At 74.6% G+C, this 18,557-nt stretch carries 13 protein-coding genes and 1 pseudogene; 7 read left to right on the top strand and 7 right to left on the bottom strand.

What is annotated here, in order from left to right; all coding sequences use genetic code 11:
- Positions 1–195: 195 nt before the first annotated feature.
- The 3 genes and pseudogenes from ACGFI2_RS00975 (at position 196) to ACGFI2_RS00965 (ending at position 3,202) form a co-directional block, all read left to right on the top strand.
- Complete coding sequence (locus ACGFI2_RS00975; protein WP_393508568.1) at positions 196–2,418, top strand: MMPL family transporter; 2,223 nt, start codon at positions 196–198, stop codon at positions 2,416–2,418.
- Positions 2,419–2,499: 81 nt separating this feature from the next.
- Positions 2,500–2,622: pseudogene (locus ACGFI2_RS00970) on the top strand (MFS transporter); the annotation flags it as partial.
- Positions 2,623–2,746: 124 nt separating this feature from the next.
- Positions 2,747–3,202 (top strand): hypothetical protein, encoded by a 456-nt coding sequence (locus ACGFI2_RS00965; protein WP_393510094.1) that lies wholly within the window; start codon positions 2,747–2,749, stop codon positions 3,200–3,202.
- On the opposite strand, the gene ACGFI2_RS00960 is transcribed toward ACGFI2_RS00965, so the two are convergent.
- Together ACGFI2_RS00960 and ACGFI2_RS00955 are read right to left on the bottom strand one after the other, a co-directional pair.
- The gene (locus ACGFI2_RS00960) at positions 3,120–3,992 is read right to left on the bottom strand and encodes an endo alpha-1,4 polygalactosaminidase (RefSeq protein WP_393508565.1); all 873 of its coding nucleotides are present in this window, start codon (positions 3,990–3,992) and stop codon (positions 3,120–3,122) included. The genes ACGFI2_RS00965 and ACGFI2_RS00960 overlap by 83 nt on opposite strands.
- A gap of 78 nt (positions 3,993–4,070) precedes the next feature.
- On the bottom strand, positions 4,071–5,390 hold the full coding sequence (locus ACGFI2_RS00955) for a CAP domain-containing protein (RefSeq protein ID WP_393508562.1): 1,320 nt from the start codon (positions 5,388–5,390) through the stop codon (positions 4,071–4,073).
- A gap of 374 nt (positions 5,391–5,764) precedes the next feature.
- Here ACGFI2_RS00955 and ACGFI2_RS00950 point away from each other — a divergent pair, with 374 nt between their 5' ends.
- From ACGFI2_RS00950 to ACGFI2_RS00940, 3 genes are all read left to right on the top strand, one after another.
- On the top strand, positions 5,765–5,959 hold the full coding sequence (locus tag ACGFI2_RS00950; RefSeq protein ID WP_208813216.1) for a hypothetical protein: 195 nt from the start codon (positions 5,765–5,767) through the stop codon (positions 5,957–5,959).
- 315 nt (positions 5,960–6,274) lie between these two features.
- Entirely contained in the window at positions 6,275–9,874 is a 3,600-nt protein-coding gene (smc, locus tag ACGFI2_RS00945; RefSeq protein ID WP_393508559.1) for a chromosome segregation protein SMC, read from the top strand.
- A complete protein-coding gene (locus tag ACGFI2_RS00940) occupies positions 9,871–10,491 on the top strand; it encodes an HAD family hydrolase (RefSeq protein WP_393508556.1) in 621 nt (206 codons plus the stop codon). Before smc ends, ACGFI2_RS00940 begins: the two co-directional genes overlap by 4 nt.
- 9 nt (positions 10,492–10,500) lie before the next feature.
- On the opposite strand, the gene ACGFI2_RS00935 is transcribed toward ACGFI2_RS00940, so the two are convergent.
- The 4 genes from ACGFI2_RS00935 to ACGFI2_RS00920 form a co-directional block, all read right to left on the bottom strand.
- A complete protein-coding gene (locus ACGFI2_RS00935; RefSeq protein ID WP_393508553.1) occupies positions 10,501–11,859 on the bottom strand; it encodes an extracellular solute-binding protein in 1,359 nt (452 codons plus the stop codon).
- Entirely contained in the window at positions 11,859–14,453 is a 2,595-nt protein-coding gene (locus ACGFI2_RS00930; RefSeq protein ID WP_393508550.1) for a caspase family protein, read from the bottom strand. Before ACGFI2_RS00930 ends, ACGFI2_RS00935 begins: the two co-directional genes overlap by 1 nt.
- Positions 14,450–14,833 carry a hypothetical protein gene (locus tag ACGFI2_RS00925; RefSeq protein WP_393508547.1) on the bottom strand — a complete coding sequence of 128 codons (384 nt, stop codon included), beginning with the start codon at positions 14,831–14,833 and terminating at the stop codon, positions 14,450–14,452. The genes ACGFI2_RS00930 and ACGFI2_RS00925 overlap by 4 nt, the downstream gene beginning before the upstream one ends.
- 107 nt (positions 14,834–14,940) lie before the next feature.
- Positions 14,941–15,876 carry a superoxide dismutase gene (locus ACGFI2_RS00920; protein ID WP_393508545.1) on the bottom strand — a complete coding sequence of 312 codons (936 nt, stop codon included), beginning with the start codon at positions 15,874–15,876 and terminating at the stop codon, positions 14,941–14,943.
- A gap of 77 nt (positions 15,877–15,953) precedes the next feature.
- Between ACGFI2_RS00920 and ACGFI2_RS00915 the strand changes: the two genes are divergently transcribed.
- A complete protein-coding gene (locus tag ACGFI2_RS00915) occupies positions 15,954–16,943 on the top strand; it encodes an ArsR/SmtB family transcription factor (protein WP_393508542.1) in 990 nt (329 codons plus the stop codon).
- Between the two features lie 34 nt (positions 16,944–16,977).
- Here the strand turns inward: ACGFI2_RS00915 and ACGFI2_RS00910 are convergent, their stop codons facing one another.
- The gene (locus ACGFI2_RS00910) at positions 16,978–18,486 is read right to left on the bottom strand and encodes a N,N-dimethylformamidase beta subunit family domain-containing protein (RefSeq protein WP_393508539.1); all 1,509 of its coding nucleotides are present in this window, start codon (positions 18,484–18,486) and stop codon (positions 16,978–16,980) included.
- Positions 18,487–18,557 lie beyond the last annotated feature (71 nt).

The raw sequence follows: 18,557 nt of genomic DNA, 5'->3' as shown, positions 1-18,557 counted from the left end.
GCGGTGCCCGGCGGCGCGCCGGAACGTACCCTGAAACGCCCTTTTTCCGGTGATCGGTGCGGCCGGTCCCGGCCGCCCGGCCGGTGCCCGCCGGATCGGGGAGGAGCCGGGGCCGTTCCCCGATGTCCCGGCCGCGCCCGCTGCCTAGCGTCGGCAGACGTCGGCACGGGGCCGACGTCTGGAGGGAACCCGGATATGGGCAGGCGACCGGTGACCGTGCGGCTGGCACGGTGGAGTGCGGAGCATCCCTGGCGGGCCATCGCGCTGTGGGTGGTGTTCGTCGCGGTGTGCTTCGTCGGCGGCAACGCCGCCGGACTGAACGAGGCCACCGACGCGGATCAGGCGATCGGCGAGTTCGGGCGGGCCGAGATGATCGTCAACGGTGGTGACTTCCACGATCCGGCCACCGAGAACGTGCTGATCACCGCGCGGTCGGGCACGCTGGACCAGGCCGCCGCGAAGGCCGCCGCGCAGGACGCGGCGGGCCGGTTGCGGCAGGTCGAGGGCGTGGCTTCGGTGGGTACGCCGGTGCCGTCGCGGGACGGGACCACGCTGCTGCTGCCGATCACGATGGCGGGCGACCCGGCGACCGCGGGGGACCGGGTGCAACCGCTGCGGGACACCACGGCCCGGGTGCAGGAGGCGCACCCGGAGCTGCGGGTGGAGCAGGTCGGCGGCCCGTCGATCGACAAGGCGCTCGACGACACGCTCGGCAAGGACTTCAAGCGGGCGGAGCTGCTCAGCCTGCCGGTGACGCTGGCGATCCTGATCATCGCGTTCGGGGCGCTGATCGCCGCCGGCGTGCCGGTGCTGCTCGCGCTCTCCTCGGTGGCCGCCGCGATGGGCCTCTCCACGCTCGCCTCGCACCTGGTGCCGGCGACCGACACCACGGCCAGCGTCATCCTGCTGATCGGCATGGCGGTGGGCGTGGACTACTCGCTGTTCTACGTGCGGCGGGAGCGCGAGGAGCGGGCGAAGGGCCGGTCCGGCCTCGACGCGGTGGAGATCGCGGCGGAGACCTCCGGGCACGCCGTGGTGGTCTCCGGCACCGCTGTGATCATCTCGATGGCCGGCCTGCTGCTCGCCCAGGACGCGATCTTCTCGTCGTTGGCCGTCGGCTCGGTCCTGGTGGTCGCGGTGGCGGTGATCGGCTCGCTGACCGTGCTGCCGGCGTTGCTGGCCAAGCTGGGCCGCTGGGTCGACCGGCCCCGGGTGCCGCTGCTGTGGCGGCTCACCGCGGCGCGCGGCGGGCGGCCCGGGCAGCCGGCGCGGCCCCGGTTCTGGCCGGCCGTGCTGCGGCCCGCGTTGCGCGCGCCGACGGCCACGCTGCTGATCTCGGTCGCGCTGCTGCTCGCCCTGGCCGCGCCCGCGCTCGGGATGAAGCTCAAGTTCCCCGGCGCCGAGGACGTGCCGCGCACCACGCCGGCCATGCAGGCGTACGACCGGCTCACCGCGGCCTTCCCGAGCAACGGCACCAGCCACACCGTGGCGGTGCGGGCGCCCGCGGACCAGGCCGACCGGGTGCGGGCCGCGCTCACCGGCCTGGCCGGCCGGACCGCCACCGACCCGCTCTTCGCGCCGGCCGAGGGGGACGGCCCGGAGATCAAGGTGTCGGCCGACCGGCGGGTGTCGGTGCTGGAGGTGGCCACCCCGTACGCCAGCCGCTCCGGGGAGGCGTCCCGGTCCCTGCACGAGCTGCGCCGGGACCTGGTGCCGGCCGCGTTGGACGGCATTCCCGGCGTGGAGTACGCGGTCGGCGGCGGGGTGGCCGCCAGCGAGGACTACGCCGACCACATCTGGGCGAAGCTGCCGGTGGTAGCGGCGTTCGTGCTGGCGTTGACGTTCCTGGTGATGGCCTGGACGTTCCGGTCGGTGGTGGTGGCGCTCACCTCCATCCTGCTCAACCTGCTCTCGGTCGGCGCCGCGTACGGGCTGCTGGTGCTGGTCTTCCAGAGCGACTGGGCGGGCGGGCTGCTCGGCTTCACCTCGATGGACGCGATCGTCACCTGGCTGCCGCTGTTCCTGTTCGTGGTGCTGTTCGGGCTCTCCATGGACTACCACGTCTTCGTGGTCAGCCGGATCCGGGAGGCGGTCGACCGGGGGATGCCGAACCGGGACGCGGTGGCGTACGGGATCACGTCCTCGGCCGGCGTGGTCACCAGCGCGGCGATCGTGATGGTCGGCGTCTTCTCGATCTTCGCCACGCTCAGCATGATCGACTTCAAGCAGCTCGGCATCGGACTGGCGGCGGCGATCCTGCTGGACGCCACGATCATCCGGGCGGTGGTGCTGCCGTCGGTGATGACCCTGCTGGGCGACGCGAACTGGTGGGCGCCGCGCTTCCTGCGCCGCCGGCCGGCCACCCCGCCGGCCGAGCCGCCGCCCGCGCCGGCGCCGGAGCTGGTCGGCGCCCGCTGACCCGGGCCGGGTCGGACCGCCCCGGCCGGCTCCGGCCGGGGGCTCGGTCCGGCCCGGCTCCTGGGCAACCTCGGCTGGCGGGTGGCGTTCGGCCTGGGCGCGGTGCTCGGCGTGGTGATCCTGCTGGTCCGGCGGCACGTGCCGGAGAGCCCACGCTGGCTGTTCATCCACGGCCGGGCGGACGAGGCGAACCACCTCGTCGACTCGGTCGAGACCCAGGTCGAACGGGAGACCGGCAGCAAGCTCACCGAGGCCGACAACTACCTCGAGATCCGGCAGCGCAGGAGCACGAACTTCCTGGAGAGCCGGTTCCTACCTCGGCTCGGGCGTGCTGCTGCTGGGCACCGCCTGGCTGTTCCACTCCGGCGTGCTCAGCGCGGTGACCATGACCGCGTGCTGGTGCGTGGTCCTCTTCTTCGCCTCGGCCGGCGCCAGCGCGGCGTACCTGACGGTCGGCGAGATCTTCCCGATGGAGACCCGGGCCATGGCCATCGCGTTCTTCTACGCGATCGGCACCGCCGCGGGTGGCATCACCGGCCCGCTGCTCTTCGCCAGGCTGGTCGGCAGCGGCCAGGTCGGCGACACCGTGCTGGCGTTCGTGATCGGCGCCTCGATCATGATCATTGGCGGTCTGGTGGAGCTGGCGCTCGGCGTCAAGGCCACGCCGTCCCCGCCGCTGATCGGGCGGGGGCGGCGTCGTGTCACGGCAGCGGGCAGGGCTCCCGCCAGGCGTCCAGAGCCCGGTCCTTGCGGATCGAGGCGAAGCCGTAGCCGGTCGCGGTGACGCAGGAGGTGGCCGGGTCGCCGGCGTACTCCACGTGGAAGACCGGCTTGTGGGCGTCGGCGAAGGGCAGCAGCTTCGCGCACTCCCGCCGGCGTACGCACTCCTGGTTGACCGCGAAGTCGAAGTCGGGGGCCAGCGCGGCCACCTGCGCCACGTCGTCCACCAGGCCGGGGGAGAGGTCGAGCCGCCGGGCCAGCCCGGCCAGCCGGCGGTTGAACAGCAACTGCTCGTCGAAGCCCAGCGGGAAGCCGGAGCGGTGGCGGTAGCCGTCCGCGTCGTCCAGCGCCACCGCGCCGAAGCCCTTGCCCCGGCAGAGCCGGAACCGGTCGGCCAGCACCGGCGCCAGCGACTCCCAGCGCCGGACGTCCAGGAACCGGCTCCCGGGCCGGCCCGGCACCGCCGCGCCGCGCACCCCGGGCGGGAAGCGGGTGGCGTCCGGATCGCCGGCCGCGTACGTGCCGACCCGAACCTGGCAGACCAGCCGGCGGCTGCGGGCGCGCAACGCGGCGGTCTCGGCGGAGGTGGTCCGCACCGGGTCGAGGAGGAAGACGTCGGCGTCCACTGCCACGTCCACCGGGCCGGTGAGCTGCCACTGCCACGTCCAGCGGCGGGCCAGCGCGGCCGGCCAGGAGGTGGGGGCGCCGGGCGGTACGGTGACCTGCTCCCGGCAGGCCGGGACCGGCACGAGCAGCAGCGCGGTCAGCGCCAGCGCCACGCCCCGGCGCGGCCCTCGTCGGCGGACGCGGGCCGGCCGGGAACGCGGCGCGGCACCGGCCGGCCGGATGCCCATCGACAGCTCCCCGGACGCGGGCGGCCCGACGCCGCCCCCGCCCGGTCAACGAGCGCCGGCCCGGTCACGACGCGCCGGTCAGCGCGGAGTGCCGAAGTCCTGCGTCCAGTACGGCCCGTTGCTGCGCGCCACGCCCACCCCGATCTGGGTGAACGAGCAGTTCAGGATGTTCGCCCGGTGTCCCTCGGAGTTCATCCAGGCGTCCATCACGGCGGCCGGGCTCTGCTGGTTCCAGGCGACGTTCTCGCCGTACGCCCGCCAGGCGTAACCCACCCGGTCGAGCCGCTGGCCCACGTCGCTGCCGTCGCTGCCGTCGTGCGACATCTTCTTGTGGTCGGCCTGGTCCTGGCTGTGCCGCTGGGCGGCGAGCGTCAGCTTGGAATTGACGGTCAGCGCCTTGCAGCCGGCCTTCGCCCGTTCCTGGTTCACGATGTCGACGACCTGCTGGAGTTCGGAGCTGAGGCCGCCTCCGGAGGAGGTGGTCCGGGCGCCGGTGTTGCTCGGCGCGCTGCTGCGCTCCAGCTGCCGCGACGGAGCGGTGGTCCGGCTCGGCCTGGGCGCGGCCTTCCTGGTCGGGCTGGGCTTCACGGTGGTCGGCGCGGCCGACGGGCTGGCGGACCCGGGGACGAGCGCGTCGGCGGGCGGCGCGCTGTCGGTCTGCTCCGCTCCGTCCGGGGCGACGGCCGCCGGCGCGTCGGCGGCGGTCCGCTCGGCCGGGCGGTCGCCACCGGGCAGCAGCACGGCACCGACTCCCAGGCTCACCACGAGCGTCGCGGCGGCGGCGGCCCCACCGATCAGCAGCGGGCGGGAGAACCGTCGCTTCTGGCGGTGCCGGCTGTCCTCGGACGGGGTGTCGGTCACCGGCTGCCAGGCCGCGGCGGGCGGCGCCCAGGCGCCGGCCGGCTGCTCCTCGCCGTTCCAGCGGTCCCGGTCCGGCGGGTAGGGGCCGGCCGCCTCGAACGGCGCCTGGTGGCCGTGCCCGGTCTCGGCGACGGCGTAGCCGTGGTCCGGCCCGGCGACGTCGTATCCCTGCTGCGCGGCTTCGTGGCCGTATTCCGGCTGCGCGGCCTCGTATCCCGGCCCCGAGGCGGCGTGTCCGGGCTGCGCGGCGGCGTGGCCGTAACCGGAGTGCGCGGCGTGGCCGCGTCCCGACTGCGTCACGGTGGGGTCGGTGTCGTATCCGGCCGGACCGTGTCCGGGCCCGTCGACGCCGCCGTACCGGTCGGCGTCGAGAGTGGGCGGCAGGTGACCGGTGGGCGGCTGCGCCGGCTCGTCCCCGAAGAGGTACGACGACCGCGGTTCGGGCCGGTCGGTGAGCCACGCCGGACCCTGGTCGGTCGGCGGCTCCGGGCGCCGGGAGGCGTCATCCGGGTCGATCGGGTCGGTCCAGCGGTACACGCCTGTCCCCTCCACGGGTCGGTTGCGGGCCGGGGTGACGCTACGGGCGCGCCCGAGCTGCGGCAACGTGGCTAAGAAAGAGTTAAGGCGAGGCAGACAGGAAGGGTGAGGCGGTCACACATTCCCGGCGTACAGTAAAGGCGTCCGGACAGAGCGTGTCCGCGCCTTGTGGCAGCCCCCCGGCGAGTGGCCCGGCCGACGTGGAGATGATCTACGGCCTGCGTCAACTTGACGAAGGAGGGGGGTTCGGCTCAATATGTAGGTGTCGCCAGTCGCGCCCAGCCATGCCCCGATACGCCGGGGTAATGAAAGCCGCGAACATCATGGGCGCGCGTTGGCCGGCCTTTCCGGCAGCGCATATCGAGGAGTTCAGCATGGCGAAGGCCCTCTACGGCCACGTAGGTGCAGCGTCCGACCGGCGTCTGCTCGACGAGGTCACCCGTCTGCGTTCCAGGGTTCAGGCACTGGAGTTCGAGATCACGCGTCTGCGCGCCGAGAACGATCGGCTCGCGGCGGCGGCGGCGGAGGCCGACGACCTCCTCCGTCTTGCCGAGCCCGCGCTGACCTGAGTTCCGGTTGTCGGAAAACTGAATCGCACCACACCGAAAAGCGCGCCGACACTTCAGTGCCGGCGCGCAGCCATGTGCGTACCCTTTTCGCCGATGTCCGCAATTCTCGATCTTGCGGATGGCTCCCGGTAATTGCGTTCGGTAATTGTGATCTTGCGGTTTTCGCCCGACCGTGACGACCGGCGCCGAAAGCGGACAGCGCCCCCGCCGGGTGGGTCGCGTGCCGGTGCGGTCCCGGGCGCGGGTTAGTCTGCGGGTTCACCGGGTCCGCGCAGCCGGCGACGGTACGGCGACCACCGGACGAGGATCGAGAAGGTGCATCTCAAGAGCCTGACGGTGAAGGGCTTCAAGTCCTTCGCCTCCGCCACGACGTTGAAGCTGGAGCCCGGGATCACCTGCGTGGTGGGCCCGAACGGCTCCGGCAAGTCCAACGTCGTCGACGCCATCGCCTGGGTGCTGGGCGAGCAGGGCGCCAAGGCGCTGCGCGGCGGCAAGATGGAGGACGTCATCTTCGCCGGCACCGCCGGCCGGGCGCCGCTGGGCCGGGCCGAGGTCACCCTCACCATCGACAACACCGACGGCGCGCTGCCGATCGAGTACACCGAGGTCTCCATCACCCGCCGGATGTTCCGCTCCGGCGAGAGCGAGTACGAGATCAACGGCGACTCCTGCCGCCTGCTCGACATCCAGGAGCTGCTCTCCGACTCGGGCATCGGCCGGGAGATGCACATCATCGTCGGGCAGGGCCGGCTCGACGGCATGCTGCACGCCAAGCCGGAGGACCGGCGATCCTTCATCGAGGAGGCGGCAGGCGTCCTCAAGCACCGCAAGCGCAAGGAGAAGGCGCTGCGGAAGCTCGACGCGATGCAGGTGAACCTCAACCGGCTGACCGACCTCACCGCCGAGCTGCGCCGCCAGCTCAAGCCGCTGGGCCGGCAGGCCGAGGTGGCCCGCCGCGCCGCCGCCATCCAGGCCAACCTGCGCGACGCCCGGCTCCGGCTGCTCGCCGACGACCTGCACACGCTGCGGAGCACGCTGGACAAGGAGATCGCCGACGAGACCGCGCTGCGCGAGCGGCGGGAGCAGATCGAGGGCGAGCACGGCGAGGTACAGGGCCGGCTCGGCGAGCTGGAGGCGGCCCTGGCCGAGGACGCCCCGCTGCTCGCGGCGGCCCAGGACACCTGGTACCGCCTCTCCGCGCTCCAGGAGCGGTTCCGCTCCATCGAGCAACTCGCCCGGGAACGGCTGCGCCACCTCAGCGCCACCGGCGACGACGAGCGCCCCGGCCGGGACCCCGAGCAACTGGAGGCGGAGTCGCGGCGGGTCCGCGAGCAGGAGGAGGAGCTACGCGCCGCGCTCACCGAGGACCAGATCCGGCTCGCCGAGGCGGTCGAGCACCGGCAGGAGCTGGAACGACAGCTCGCCGCCGCCGAACGGGAGCTGGTGGCGGCGGCCAAGGCCATCGCCGACCGGCGCGAGGGGCTGGCCCGGCTGACCGGCCAGGTCAACTCCGCCCGGGCGCGTACCACAAGCGCCGGTGAGGAGATCGAACGGCTCGCCGCCGCGCACACCGACGCGCTGGGCCGCGCCGAGAAGGCGCAGGCCGACCTGGACGCGGTCGCCGAGCAGTCCACCGAGGCCGACCGGGACAACGCCGACCTGGACAGCCGGCACGCCGAGGCGGTGGCCGTGCACGAGCGGGCCCAGGCGGCGGTGCGCGGTCTCACCGACGGTGAGCGGGCCGCCGAGAAGGACGCCGCCACCTGGAAGGCCCGCGAGGAGGCGCTCGTGCTGGGCCTGCGCCGCAAGGACGGCGCCGGGGCGCTGCTGGCCCGCGCCGACCAGGTGCCCGGCCTGCTCGGCAGCCTCGCCGGGCTGCTCACCGTCGCCCCCGGCGACGAGGCGGCGCTCGCCGCCGCGTTGGGCGGGCTCGCCGACGCGGTCGCGATCAGCGGCGTGGACGAGGCCGTCGAGGCGATGCGGCTGCTCAAGATCACCGACGCCGGACGGGCCGGCCTGCTGGTCGGCAGCCCCGCCGGTCCCGGCATGGACGGCGCCGCGGACGCGCTGCGCCCGAAGCTGCCCGACGGCGCCCGCTGGGCGCCCGACCTGGTGGAGTGTGCCGCCGGTATCCGCCCGGCCGTGCACCGGGCGCTGCGGGACGTGGCGGTGGTCGACGACCTCGCCGCCGCGGCCGAGCTGGTCGCGGCGAACCCCGAGCTGCGGGCGGTCACCCCGGACGGTGACGTGGTCGGGGCGTACGCGGCGGCCGGCGGGTCGGCCAAGGCGCCCAGCTTCATCGAGGTGCAGGCCGCCGTCGAGGAGGCCCGGACCAACCGGGCCGCCGCCGAACGCGCCGCCGCCGAACTGCGTGAACAGTTGGCCGAGGCGCGTGCCGAGGTGACTGGCGCCAAGGAGGCGGTGCAGCACGCCGCCGCCGCCAAGCGGGAGGCCGAGAGCCACCGCAACGCCGCCGCCCGCCGCCTCGCCGAGCTGGGCGCGGCGGCCCGGTCGGCCAGGGCGGAGACCGACCGGCTCGGCGAGTCCCGGGCCCGGGCCGAGGCGGCCCGGGAACGCGACCTGGCGGCGCTCGCCGAGCTGGCGGAGCGGCTACGGCTGGCCGAGGTCACCCCGATCGACGCCGAACCGTCCACCGAGGAGCGTGACCAGCTCGCCGCCATGGTGCCGCCGGCCCGGCAGAACGAGATGGAGGTCCGGCTCGCGGTGCGTACCGCGGAGGAGCGGGTCGCGTCGATCGCCGGGCGGGCCGACTCGCTGGCCCGGCAGGCGACCGCGGAGCGGGCCGCCCGGGAGCGCGCCGCGGCCCGGCGCGCGGCCCGCACCCGCGGCGCCGAGATCGCCCGCGCCGTGGTCGGCGGCGCCCGCGAGGCGCTCACCCGGCTCACCGTCTCCATCGCCCGGGCCGAGGAGCACCGCGACGCCGTCGCCCGCGAACGCGCCGCCCGCGAGGCCGAGCTGTCCGAGGTACGCGGCGCGGCCAAGCGACTCGCCGCCGAGCTGGACCGGCTCACCAGCCAGGTGCACCGGGACGAGGTGGCCCGCGCCGAGCAGCGGCTGCGCATCGAGCAGTTGGAGGCCAAGGCCGCCGAGGACTTCGGCCTGGACGTGCCCACGCTGGTCGCCGAGTACGGCCCGGACCAGCCGGTCCCGCCCACCGACGCCGACGTCGCGCTCGCCGAGAAGGACGGCCGGCCGGTGCCCGAGCCGGTCCGCTACGAGCGGCCGGTGCAGGAGAAGCGGGCCGCCAAGGCGGAGCGGGAGCTGGCCCTGCTCGGCAAGGTGAATCCGCTCGCGCTGGAGGAGTTCGCCGCGCTCGAGGAACGCTTCAAGTTCCTCTCCGAGCAACTGGAGGACCTGAAGGCCACCCGGCGTGACCTGCTCACCGTGGTCAAGGACGTGGACGAGCGGATCCTGGAGGTCTTCGCCAGCGCGTTCGAGGACACCGCGCGGGAGTTCGAGCAGGTCTTCACCGTGCTCTTCCCCGGTGGCGAGGGCCGGCTCGTGCTCACCGACCCGGAGGACCTGCTCACCACCGGCGTCGAGGTGGAGGCCCGGCCGCCGGGCAAGAAGATCAAGCGGCTCTCGTTGCTCTCCGGTGGCGAGCGGTCGCTGACCGCGGTCGCCATGCTGGTGGCGATCTTCCGGGCCCGGCCCAGCCCGTTCTACATCATGGACGAGGTGGAGGCGGCGCTGGACGACGTGAACCTGGGCCGCCTGATCACGTTGCTGGCACAGTTGCGGGAGAAGAGTCAGCTGATCGTGATCACCCACCAGAAGCGGACCATGGAGATCGCCGACGCGCTCTACGGCGTGACCATGCGAAGCGGCGTGACCCAGGTGATCAGCCAGCGGCTCAACCGGGCCGAGGACGACGGGCAGGAGACAAGCGAGTGAGTCGGGAACGCGCCACGGCGCTCCTGGTGGACTTCGACGGCGTGCTGCGCCGCTGGGACCCGGCGGTGGCCGCCGGCGTCGAGCGGGAGTACGGGCTGACCGAGGGGGTCCTCGGTGAGATCGCGATGTCCTGGGGGCTGCTCCAGCCGGTGCTCACCGGTCAGGCCAGCCACGCCGGGTGGATGGCGAGCGTGGCCGACGCGCTGACCCCCTCGGTCGGCGACCCGGCCCGCGCCCGGGCGGCGGTCGACAAGTGGCAGCGCTACCGGGGCGAGGTCGACCCCGACGTGCTGGCGTTCGTGCGCGAGGCGCGAGCGGCCGGCATCCGGGTCGGGCTGGGCACCAACGCCACCGACCTGCTCGACGCCGACCTGGCCGAGCTGGGCCTGACCGACGAGCTGGACGTGGTGGTCAACTCCTCCGTCGTCGGGGTGCACAAGCCGGCGAAGGAATACTTCCAGGCGGCCTGCGCGGCGCTGGACACCCCGCCCGGCCGGGTGCTCTTCGTCGACGACCAGGACCGCGCGGTGGCCGGCGCCCGGGTCGCCGGTCTCTCCGCGCACCGCTGGAGCGGGCCGGCCGACCTGCGTTACCTGCGCGCCGCGCTGGCGTACTGAGCCGGGTGCCTAGTCCGGCGCGGGGCCGGTCGGGGTGATGCCGCGCAGGGCCTCGGTGAGTCGGGCGTTCAGGTCGTCCGGGAGCGTTCGGCCCTCGATCACCTCCCGGACGTAGCCGCGCAGCACCCGGCTGAAGTTGACGTAGTGCGGTGAGACCGGCCGGAGCCTGGCGCGGTCGATCGCCTTCCGCAACAGTGGGAGGTACGGGTAGTTCTCCTTGATCCCCACGTCCTCGTAGACGACGGCCCGGGTCGCGGCGAATCCGCCCTCCTCGAAGAGCGTTCGTTGGCTCTCCTCCCCGGTGAGGTACTCGATCAACGCCTGGGCGGCCCGGGGCTGCTTGCTCTGCCGGGCGACCGCGAGGTTCTGGCCACCCAGCACGCTCGGCCCGGGCAGGTCGGTGACGCCGACCCTGGCCGCCGCCGCCGTCATCGCCGCGGACGGCGCCGCGGTCGCGTCACCACCTGTCAACTTGCGGTAGGCGACCGGCCAGTTGCGCATGAACGCGACCTCGCCCGCCGCGAACGCCTCCCGGCTCTGGTCCTCGTTCTGGTCGAGCGCCCCGCTCGACACCACGGCCGGCCCGCTGGTCGGCGGGGTCAGCGACCGGAGCGCGGCGGCCAGCCGCCTCGGGTCGATCGAGACGTTCCCCTGACCGTCGACGCGCAGGTCGCCGTCGTGCGCCCAGAGCGCCTCCAACGCGTTGACGGTCAATCCCTCGTAGTTGGCGAGCTGGCTGGTGAAGCCGGCCTTGAGCCCGGGAGTCCGCGCCGTGAGCAGCCGGATCGACTCGGTCTCGATCTTCGGCCAGTCGAACGGAGGCGCCAGCTTGAGGTCCTTGCGGTAGTAGAGCAGCCCGGCGTCGGTGTTGAACGGGAGCGCCCACAGTCGGTCCTGGTAGCGGCAGGTGCGCAGCGGCTTCTCCAGGAACGTCTCGTCCGGGCGCTCGGCGAGCCGGGGTTCGTCGATCGGGCGCAGCAGGTTCTTCTCCGCGAACGCCGCCGTCCAGGTGACGTCGAGATTGAACACGTCGATGTCCTGGTCCCGTTCGTGCTCGCCGCGGTTGATCATCTCGGCGTACTGGCCGTCCGCCGTCTCCGGCAGACTGATCATCGTGGCCTGGTTACCGGGGTTCGCCGCGTTCCAGAGCTTGAGGAGCGCCTGCCGCTGCTCGCCCTTGCTGTCGTCGCGACCGGTGAGGATCACGAGGTCACCCGGCTCCAGGCCCTCGGGCCCGGCGACCTTCCAGAGCAGGAGCGAGGCCAGCGCGGCCACCAGCACACCACTCATCAGGCCGAGCCCGAACGCCCGCCACCAGCTCCGCCGGCCCTGCACCGGCGTCGACCTGGCCCCCCGGGTCGGTGGCATCAGTCCGCTCCTTTCCACAGCGCGGTGAACAACCGGTCCAGCGTCGCGTCGAGGCGGTCGGCCCGGGTGTCGTAGCAGTCACCCCCGGAACCCTGCGCGAGGCGGTCGAGCGGCGAGCCGGCGCAGGCCGCGTCGCCCACCGCGAGAACGTAGAGGCGTACCCCGGACAGCTCCGCCACGGTGGGCGGCGGTCGCCCGGTGGTGTCCTGGCCGTCGGTGACCACCACGAGCGCGCGCAGCGGGTCGCCGCTGCCGCCCCGGAGCTGCGCGGCGCCCTGTTGGATGGTCCGGTGCAGCGGGGTGTCGCCGGACGGCCGGATCCGCTGGACGGCGGCGTGCAGGCTGCCGGTGACCGCCGCGCCGGGCGGACCGATCGGCACGATCGGCCGGGCGTTGGCGGCCACCGTGGAGAACGTGCGGAGACCGAACTCGTCCCGCCCGCCCACCCGTTCCAGGGACCGCCCGACCCCGTCCACCGCCACCTCGAACCGGCTCCGGCGTCGATCCTCGCTCGGGTCGCGCATCGAGCCGGACGCGTCCAACGCCACCAGGACCCGGCCCGGCCGGTGCGCGCGGCGGTAGACCTCGCGCACCCGGTCCTGGTCGTCGGCGACCAGCTCGTGCAGGGGGCGGACCCGGGCGAACGGCCAGTCGAACAACGCGCCGTTGGCGCGGTCCACCGGAGCCGTGGCGGTCACGCCCGGCGGCCGCAGGCCGACTCCGAGCAGCGCCTGTCGGCCCTCCTCCTCGTCGACCAGCCAGCGGACGAAATGGGACGCCCCGGCCCGTACGGCGGGACTCTGCACCGCCTCCGGCCAGCGGAGCCGGGCGGCGGTGAGGAAGAGCACCGGTGAGTCGGACGGGTAGAACGCCTGCAACCGCTCGGCCGCCGGTGGCGCCTGCTGTGCCGGGCAGCCGACGCCGAGCGGCCGGCCCTGGTTGTAGCGCACCAGCGCCTGCTCGGTGAGCATCACGGCGGGTGTGCCGACCCCCGCGGTGGCGGTGGGGGCGGCGGTGGCGCGGGTCCGCTGCCGGCACAGCACGGCGAGGTCGTCGCCGATCGGGTACGAGCCCGCGTCCAGCGCCTGATCCACCCGTCGTTCGACGTCCTGTCGGGCGGTCGACGCGGACACCAGCCCCCGCTCGCCGCCGTAGAGCGCGTAGGTGGCCAGGCGGGCGGGCGCCGACACGGCCGGATCCGCGCGCACCACGCCCCGGCCGCCGGCGATCGGCGTGTCGGTGGTCGCCCCGGCGGCGTCGCGGAACAGCTCCCGCCAGGTCCGCCCCATCCGGCGCGCCGTGTCGACGGTGTCGCCGGCGGCGACCTGGGCCTGCGGAACGCCGAGCACCACCGGCGACGCGGCGATCTCGTCGACCTCGTCGAGCACGCCCGTGCCGGCCGCGCCCAGCCGCGCCACGTCGATCGCCGACTCGGGCAGCCACAGGTCCGGGTGCGGACCGACGTCCCGCAGGTAGCGGCGACCCGGCTCGCCGGACGAGCCCCAGTGGGCGCCGATGCCGGCCCGGACGTCGTCGGCGGCGGCGGGATACAGGTAGATCCGGGCCAGCGGGCAGCCCCGGTGCTGGCGCGCGGACCACCGTTCGAACGCGTCCGCCACCTCGCGGTAGGGCTGGAGACCGGCGGCCGAGGTGGCCACCCGCACCTCCGGTGGCTGGAAGCAGCCGACTCCGGCGGCGCCGACCGGGCCGGCGTATCCGACCGAGGCGCACAGGAGCGCCCAGGCCGCGAGGAGCGGCACGACCACCCGCCGTGGCAGCGCGCCGCGTGCGACGCGGCGCGGCGTCACCGCGGCGACCAGGCGCCTCCACCGGTCGAGCCCTTCCTCCGGTGGTGGCGGGGGTGGTTCCCGGCCCGCCCAGGCCACCCGGATCACGCCCTCCTTCCGGAAGACGGAGAGGGTGGGACGCTGCCGGCTGCTCACCTCGCCGACCTTCTCGGCCACGTACTGATGCAGTTCGTCGGTGTCGACGATCCCGTCGCCGTTGCGGTCGGCCTGCCCGGTGCGCAGCCCGTCGACCACCGCCCGGGTGAAGACGCCCTGACCGTCCCGCTCGAAGCTGAGTTCGGTGCCGGCGCAGGAGGTGATCACGACGTGCCCACGCCCGCGGAACGGGGCGGTCAGGTCGGCGTCCCGCGCGCCCCGGGCTCGCTCGTCGCGTGCGAAGGCGCCGCTGTAGCAGCAGTCGAGCAGCACCACGATCTGCTTCGCCCGGCTGTCGGCCATCTCGTGCCGGATGTCGGCGGCGGACAGCGCGGTCGCCCGGATCAGGTGACTGTCGTGCTCGGAGTCGGCGGCGGCGAAGAAGAGGTCCCCGGCCGCGTCCTTCAGCCCGTGTGCCGAGATGTGCAGGAGCAGCAGGTCGTCGGGCTCGGTGTTGTGGAAGAAGATGGCGACGGCGCGACCGACGTCGTGGACGGTGCGGTTGCGCAACACGCGTACGTCGTCGAAGGCGCCGATCGCCGGGTTCTCCAGCACCTCGCGGAGGGAGTCCGCGTCCGCCACGGCGCCGGGGAGGGCGGCGAACTGAGGATCCGCGTAGGCCTCGTTCGCGATGATCAGCGCTCGTCTCATCGTTCCGGTGGGAACACCCGGTCGATGAACGCCTCGATCAGCCGGCGCTGGTCGTCGGCGGTGGCGTTGTCGAGGACCAGCTCGTGCTCGCCGATGCGCACCTCGACCCGACCGCGACCGCGCCGCCGCTGCCAGTCCCCGACGACGCGGAGCACCCCGGCGACGAGGTCCGCCTGGGCGGCCAGGGTGGCGAGCAGCGTGCCCAGTTCGGCGAGTTCGCCGGCCCGGGCGCCGTCCGGCGCGACCGTGGCCGACTCCGCCGGCCCGACCGAGCGGACGCCGTCGAGCTGGTGCAACTCCCGGCGCAGGCGGTGGGCGGATTCCTCGATCGCGTCGTCGTCGTCATCGACGGTGACGAGCCGACCCACCATTGTGTTCATTGATGGCACGTTATCAGCTCTCCGCCAACCGGCCGGTAACATTCCGTACACAGTGGCGGCTCGACCCGGTCGGGCGGGCCCCGTGTCCCGCCCGACCGGGCGGTGGCTCACCGCAGGCCGGGCACCTCGGTGACGGTGAACGGTGGGGCGGCCGGGTCGGCGAAGAGCTGGCTCTCCACCCAGAGCAGACGATCGGCGTCGCGGGCCACCGCGGTCGGAGACCGTCGGGTGTCGACCGGACCGGACCGGCCCACCACCCGGGCGGTGCGCAACCCTGCGTCGAGCCGGGCCACGTTCACCGCGAACCGGGTCACGCCGGCGGCGTCCGTCTCGTTGACCACCCCATACAGCCGATGGCCCTCCAGCAGCAGGCCGTCCGCACCCATCCGGCCACCGGTCACCTCGACCTCGGTCACGGCCCGGGTCGTCAGGTCGACCCGGAACAGGCGTTCACCGCCCTGCTCCGCCACCAGGGCGAGCCGGCCCGACGGGTCGCTGACGACGCCGTTGAGGAACGTCGGCGCGGCCGGGAAGTCGTCCGGACGCACCCACGGGACGAGCGCGCCGACCCGCCCGCCGGCGAGCGCGGCGCGCCACAGCGTGCCGGTGGCGGAGTCGGTGACGTAGACGGCGTCGCCGGTGACCACCAGGTCGTTCAGGGCCGCGCCGCCGGCCGCCGTCCGGCGGGCCAGCAGGGTGCCGTCCGGGCCGTACACGAAGAGCGTGCCGGTGAGCCAGCCGGCGACGAAGATCCGACCCTGGCGGTCGGTCCGGATGCCGGCGGCACTGGTCCGGCCGTCGGTGCCGGCGGCGAGGAACGGGTGCAGGACCGCCCGCCGGGTGTCGCCCCGGTAGACCGCCCCGGTGGCCGAACTGGTGACGTACATGGTTCCGGCCGGGGTGACGGTGAGCCCCTCCGGGAACACGTCCGGTTCGGCGGAGACGACGTAGACGACGGGGCGGCCGGTGATGGGGGCGGGTTCCGGCGCGCCGGCGGTCACCGCCGTCAGGACCACCGCCGCCGCCGCGAGAAGTGTCTTCACCCCACGGAGCGTCCGGCGGTGACGACCCGACCGGAAGCCCCTTTCGGACCGGGCCGAAAGGTGGCTACCGTTCGCCGGTGACCACCCTGCGGCTCAACGCGACCGACCTGAGCCGGACCGTGCTGCATGCCGGCCCGGCGGCCCTGGTCGAACTGGCGATGGCCGCGCAGCGGCTGGTCCTCGCCGACGTGCCGACCCACCTCACCGCGTGGCGGGCCCGCACCAGGGCGGCGCTGCGCCCCGACATGCGGCCCTACCTCGACCTGTGCCGGACGCCGTACCTGCTGCCGGACTTCCTCACCCCGCCCCGCTTCGACGGCGATTTCGCCAGCCTGGTGGACCGGGTCGCCGGCACGCCGGACGAGGTGCTCGCCGCCGAGCTCAGCCCGCTGGTGGAGTCGGGTGCGCTGCCCGCCCGGGTGGCGCCGCTGGCCGCCGGAGAGGCCGCCGCCCGAGCTCGACTGCGCGCCGCGATGCTCGCCTTCCACGGCGTGGCGCTCGCTCCCTACTGGGCGGAGGTCGAGACCGCGGTACGCGCCGACCGGGCGGTACGCGGTCACGTCCTGGCCGACGGTGGCCTCGACCGGGTGCTCCGCGACCTCAGCCCGTACCTGGCGTGGGCCGAGACGGGGAAGAGCTACGCGCTGTCGTACCGGTGCGCGGTCGCCGACGACATCGAGCTGACCCCCGGCGGACGCGGGCTGACCCTCGTGCCGTGCCACCTCGCCCCGCAGCCGTTCCTGCTGGCCGACCCGACCGGCCCGCTGGTGCTGGTCTACCCGATCCGGCCGGGTCCGGAGCACCTGCGATCCCGCGCGCCCCTGGCGGACCTGCTCGGGCGCACCCGGGCGGCGGTGCTCGCGGCGACCGCCGACGCCCCCGGCACCTCCCAGCTCGCGCGCCGGGTCGGTGTCTCCGCCGCGACGGCCAGCGAGCACGCGGCGACCCTGCGGGCCGCCGGCCTGATCACCACCCGGCGGGCGGGCGCGTCGGTGCGGCACTGCCTCACCCCGCTGGGCGAGCAGTTGTTGCGGGCGGGCGGCCCGGCGGAGGCCGGACCCGGGTGACCGGTGGCGGGGCCGTCATCCGGTCCGGTCAGGATCAGTGCGCCGCCGCTCCGCCGCCGGCGACCACCCGGTGCAGCAGGTTGACGGTGGCCCGGGCCAGGCGGGCATCGGCCACCGCCGGGTCGGCGAGCACCCGGGTCCAGCCCAGCGAGCCGGCGGCGAACACCCAGGCCCCGGACACGGCCCGGTAGAGCCGGCTCTGCTGCACCTGGGGCGCGCCCTCGTGCCGGTAGGGGGACTCGGCCAGCAGCGTCTGTTCCGTCGCTGCCGGCGCGGCGAAGCGGACCATCTGCCGGTCGGCCTCACCCCACACGACCTCCGGGATCAGGTCGCCGTCCCGGACGCCGGCACCGGCCCAGAACCAGTGCCCGGCGTCGCGGACCACCAGCGGGGCGTACCCGTCCACCATGCTGACGTACTGGGCCCCGATGAACTGCTGCTCGGGGTGGCCGGCCGTCCGCCACCGCGTGGTGGGTGGCATCGGCCCGGACGCCGGCCGGCTCTCCTTGGCGCACCGGATGAGGCGGCCGTCCCGGTCGTCCGCCCCGTAGCGGATCCGCCAGTAGCAGTTGTTCGCGCCGAGGAAGACCAGGCTGGTGCCGGCATCGCGGGCGGTGACCACCGCCTGGCGCATCGGCGCCGACCAGTATTCGTCGTGGCCGGGGAACACGACCGCGCGGAACCGGGCCGGATCCACCCGCCCGGCGTGCAGGTCCTCGCTGGTGGCGTACCCCAGGTCCAGGCCCAGCCCCTCCACCCAGCGCACGAAGCCGATGTCGTGGTCGGCCAGGGCCGGAATGCCGGAGCCGGCGTACGGCCGGTCGTGGCTGACCGCCCGGGCCCGGCGCTCCCCGCTGCGCCGCCCGACCGGGTCGAAGCCGTAGTAGAGGCTGGCGCCGGTGCGCCCGTCCTCCGGCCACCGGTTGTAGGCCTGCCAGGTGCTGGTGGGCAGCACGACCAGCGCCCCGCCGCCAGCCACCGGCGGGCGCACCACGAAGGGGATCCACTGGTGGTGGCCGGAGGCGCCGGCGAGCAGGGCGAGGTAGAGGCCGCTCACCCAATCCGGGGTCACGGTCGGTCGCCACCCCGGGCGCCAGTCGCACCGCACCGCGCCGGTTGCCGGGTCCACGCTCGGCGCGCCCTGGGGAACGCCGTCGAGCCACGGGCTGACCGCCACCTGCCGCGCTCCCGCCCCCCGGTAGTGGCCGAGGCGGAAGAGGGTGATGCGGTACTTCTGGGGCTGGGCCACCGAGACCTGGAACCGCAGCTTGTCACCGGGGGCGACGCTGGTGGCGTGGACGTAGCCGGCGATCTCGCCGCGCGCGTCCTGGGCGAACCGGTGCCCGGTCAGTCGGAAGTCGGCCGCGCCGGGTCGGGTGTTCTCCACCACGACCGGCGGGGACCCGGCGGCCGGCCGGGGCGCGGTCGCCCGGCCCGGTCCGGTCGGGTCGCCGGCGCAGGGGCCCGACCGCCCGCCCGTGCCCAGCGCCGTCGCCCCGAGCGCGCCGAGGATGCCCAGCGTCCGTCGTCGAGTGTGTCCCATCCCGCCCCCGTCAACCTGGTCGCCCGTGCGCCCGGCGGTTCCGATGCGGTGGTGCGGGCCCGGCGAGGGTG

The organism is Micromonospora sp. NPDC049282 (assembly GCF_043197045.1).
Taxonomy (GTDB): Bacteria; Actinomycetota; Actinomycetes; order Mycobacteriales; family Micromonosporaceae; genus Micromonospora.
Note: the sequence above shows the minus strand (reverse complement) of the source record. Positions and strands in the feature narration are given on the sequence as shown.